This is a genomic window from Massilia norwichensis (assembly GCF_024753245.1).
In the GTDB taxonomy this organism is placed as follows: domain Bacteria; phylum Pseudomonadota; class Gammaproteobacteria; order Burkholderiales; family Burkholderiaceae_D; genus Telluria; species Telluria norwichensis.
In genome coordinates this window covers 1-3328 of sequence record NZ_JANUGX010000061.1, presented here as the reverse complement: position 1 = coordinate 3328, position 3328 = coordinate 1, and the positions used below count along the sequence as shown (strand labels likewise).

5 protein-coding genes are annotated in these 3328 nt (G+C 58.7%); 4 read left to right on the top strand and 1 reads right to left on the bottom strand.

The genetic code is table 11. The features are described 5' to 3' along the window. The 3 genes from NX782_RS26055 to NX782_RS26045 form a co-directional block, all read left to right on the top strand. The coding region (locus tag NX782_RS26055) for a SlyX family protein (RefSeq protein ID WP_308633139.1) at nt 1-220 on the top strand (220 nt) is incomplete at its 5' end. 243 nt (nt 221-463) lie between these two features. After that, on the top strand, nt 464-1690 hold the full coding sequence (locus NX782_RS26050; protein ID WP_258848417.1) for a GNAT family N-acetyltransferase: 1227 nt from the start codon (nt 464-466) through the stop codon (nt 1688-1690). Between the two features lie 120 nt (nt 1691-1810). Next, complete coding sequence (locus NX782_RS26045; RefSeq protein WP_258848416.1) at nt 1811-2107, top strand: DUF3144 domain-containing protein; 297 nt, start codon at nt 1811-1813, stop codon at nt 2105-2107. Nucleotides 2108-2257: 150 nt separating this feature from the next. On the opposite strand, the gene NX782_RS26040 is transcribed toward NX782_RS26045, so the two are convergent. Then, nucleotides 2258-2446 (bottom strand): hypothetical protein, encoded by a 189-nt coding sequence (locus tag NX782_RS26040; RefSeq protein WP_258848415.1) that lies wholly within the window; start codon nt 2444-2446, stop codon nt 2258-2260. 240 nt (nt 2447-2686) lie between these two features. Between NX782_RS26040 and NX782_RS26035 the strand changes: the two genes are divergently transcribed. Continuing rightward, nucleotides 2687-3220, top strand: a complete 534-nt coding sequence (locus NX782_RS26035) for a demethoxyubiquinone hydroxylase family protein (protein ID WP_258848414.1) — start codon at nt 2687-2689, stop codon at nt 3218-3220. Nucleotides 3221-3328 lie beyond the last annotated feature (108 nt).

Below are 3328 nucleotides of genomic sequence, written 5' to 3'. Positions count from 1 at the left end.
TCAGGAGTGCTGCGCCGTGAGCGACGAAAACCGTTTTATCGATATCGAAATCAAGGTGGCGCACCAGGAAAACCTGGTCGAGTCCCTGAACCAGACCATCTACGAGCAAGGCCGCCGTATCGACCAGCTGGAAACCATGGTGGCCAAGCTGGCCGAACATGTCCGCGCGCTGCGCGATGCCGGGCAGGGCCCGGTGAACGAAAAGCCGCCGCATTACTGATGGTGCACTGTATCTTGCGCACAACGATTTGCGCGCGATCATTTATGCTTGATGCATGAATTAACAAATGCCCAGCGTGGATCGCATGTTGCGGTCCTCTGCAAGTTCACCGTTTAACAAAAGCATCATTGCCTTAGGATAAAACTACTGTACTGCCGAGTTACCGCTAGTTATTATTGAGAGGGCTGTAAATACACTCAAATTCGTCATTTTGATGAATAAACTGGCCTGCGCGAGGTTGACGTGAAAGTATCTGTTCCACATGCCGAGGAAATACCGAGCACTTCACCCTGGTCCGTGACAAGTGCCGCGACCGGACAGCGTGCCGATGCGTCACAGCGTTTCGAATTCGTCGATGTTGGCCAGGAATATCAGCGTTCAGATGTACAGGCTGCCTGGCGCCACTTGCTGGCAACGCGCCGCAGTCCGGAAAGGCTGTACCAGCTGCCGGCGTTCTTCGATTATCTGATGGAGACTGGCCCGGCCGGCGGGGCAGCATGCCATCTCCACCTCGTGCGCCGCCGTAGCGATGCCAGGATCGTGGGTGTCGTTCCCGGCCGCAAAACGACGCAGACCGTGAATGTGCGTCTCGGTCCCCTGACCCTGTTCACGCGTACTGTTCCTGTCTATCAGGTGCTTGGCAGCCTACCTTTGCTCGATGCGGGCGAAGAGGATCTGGGCGGTTTCGTCCTGAAGAGCCTGTTGCAGAATTACCCCGATTGCCGCGCGCTGCTATTGCAGGCCGTGCCTGCAGAGTTAGCTGGCGCAATCGGCGGCAATGGTTTGTCCAGCCACGTCATGCAGGGCTGGCGCGACTGCCATACCGTACCCCTGCCGGCAGATGTCGAGACCTATCTGCAAAAGCTCAGCGCCAAGAAGCGCTACAACCTGTCGCGCCAGGTGCGCCTGCTGAGCAAGGAAGCAGGCGAGGTCGCACTGGTGCGGGTCGAGCATGCGCATCAGGTCGCCGCACTGACCGAAGCCATACAGAACCTGCATGGCGCCGAGGATTTCGTGGTCCAGAATTCGCAGGCGAAGCTCGAGAGCCTGGCGCGCCACGGTCTTTTGCACTCCTACCTGCTGCAATGCGGTGGCCGGACAATCGCTCTGGTGCTGGGCACCCGTTCCGACGAGGTATGGCACGTGCACAATATCTTCTGCGATCCAGCGTACGCGAGCTTATCGGTCGGCACGAGCGTCGTGCACCTGGCCTTGCAGGATGCGATCGCGTCTTCGCATTTTATCCATGCCGATTTCGGCTACGGGACGCCGAACCAGGAATTCCGCTCCACGCACGTACTGCAGCGGCGCGGCAAATTGCTGCTGTGCCGGTCTCGCAGCATGACTGGCCTGATGTTCAGACTGCATGGCATCCAGGACCGGATGAATGAGGCCCTGATCGGCTACGTCAAGACCCTTCGGAAGCGGCAGAAGGAACGCAAGCGCGCAAGCAAGCAGGTAAGTAAGTAAGCGTGCCTGGCTGAGGGCAGGGCTGGATCGCCGCGCTGGGATCGGTCGCGACATTGCGTATGCTACAGTGTGCTGCTTGCTATCCCAGCTTGCCCTGTCTAAACAGCCACGACCTATATCATGAGCAACCAAACTCCCGGCCCGGAATTCTGGAACCGCGTCAACACCATCATCAACACCGCCAACGACCAGTGCGAATCGGCCGACCCGAATGAAGTCTGCGCGTCGACCATGTACGCCGCGACCCGCTTCAATGCCTTCATCGTCGCCCGCACCACCGGCACCCCGGAAAACATGCAGGCCGAGAAGGAGCGGGCGCTGGAGTATTTCACCGGCCAGTTCCGCGCGATGATGGAAGAAAACCTCGACGATTTCATTGCCAATCTCGGGAAGTACATTCCGCAGGATTCGCAGTAAGCGCTTCGCTTTTCCCAGGGCCACGCCATGGCCGATATCGTCGACTTTATCGGCCATGGCGTGACGGGCATGGTGCCGGCGCCGCACACATGCGCGACGCGCTCGCAGTCGCGGCCGGAAGCCGGGCTGGCAATTTCCGCGCTGCGAATCTCAGATCGCCGGCACGTGCAGGCGATTGTCGTCCCCCAGGACCAGGCCCTGCCAGGTGGCGGGCTTGCCGGTCAATTCCCACGCCAGGATTTGTTGCGGCGTGCGTCCCATGCCACCTTCAATGCTCGTCATTTGCTGCCTGTCGAGTTCCTTGGCGATGGCCAGATCTTTGATCGTCAGCTTGTTCATCTTAATCTCCTCAGTAGTACCGTTTTGTCGGGCGGGGTGCCGGTATCATCGAGATTTGCAGAAAGCGTGCCAGTCGCGGGATAGCGCTTGGCTAAGGAATTGCAAACCTGGGGATCGCTGTGTGTTGGTTTCTCTGGCACACTTCGATTGCATCTGTTGGGTGCCACCCAACAGATGCTCCGTTTCTTACTGGACCAAAGCCGTATTTGAATAACGCATCCAAGCTCAGGTTGGATTTTCATGGACAGCGCACGGGGTTCAACCATCGACGCCGGACGGATCATCAAGGTGAACCATGCAGGCGAACACGGCGCGACAAATATATACGCCGGGCAGATCGCAATGGCACGGCTACGAGCGCCTTCCCTGCTGCCCGAGTTGGCCGAATTCAAGGCCCATGAAGAGCGGCATCGCGCCATCTTTGCCAAGGAATTGAAGCGCAGGGGACTGCCACGCTGCCGCAGCTATTGGCTGTGCGCCCTGGGGGGATACGTGCTCGGCCTTCTTACCGGCTTGATGGGCGCGCAATCCATCGCAAGCGCAACCGTGGCGGTAGAGCGGGTGGTACTCCGACATTTGCGGCAGCAACTCCTGGAGATCGGTAACGCCGATCCCGATGCGACTGTCGCCATCTCGGCTATATTGAGCGAAGAGCAGCAGCATCACGACCAGTCCGCAAAGCATATTCGCCATACTGGCGTCATTGACCGACTCATCGGCTCCGGGATCTCTGCCGCAACGGAAGCGGTTATCTGGCTGGGCATGCGACTTTGAACGCGTGGAGATGCGCATCATGAGGATGAAGGCACACAGACCACGCAGGATACCGAGGTGACAATGGCTGGTGACTGGACCGTTTATTGGCTGACAAGTGGCTTCGGA

Excerpts from the sequence above, each read along its gene's own strand:
- NX782_RS26045 (WP_258848416.1), top strand. The coding sequence starts at position 1,811 with ATGAGCAACCAAACTCCCGGCCCGGAATTCTGGAACCGCGTCAACACC.
- NX782_RS26040 (WP_258848415.1), bottom strand. The coding sequence starts at position 2,446 with ATGAACAAGCTGACGATCAAAGATCTGGCCATCGCCAAGGAACTCGAC.
- NX782_RS26035 (WP_258848414.1), top strand. The coding sequence starts at position 2,687 with ATGGACAGCGCACGGGGTTCAACCATCGACGCCGGACGGATCATCAAG.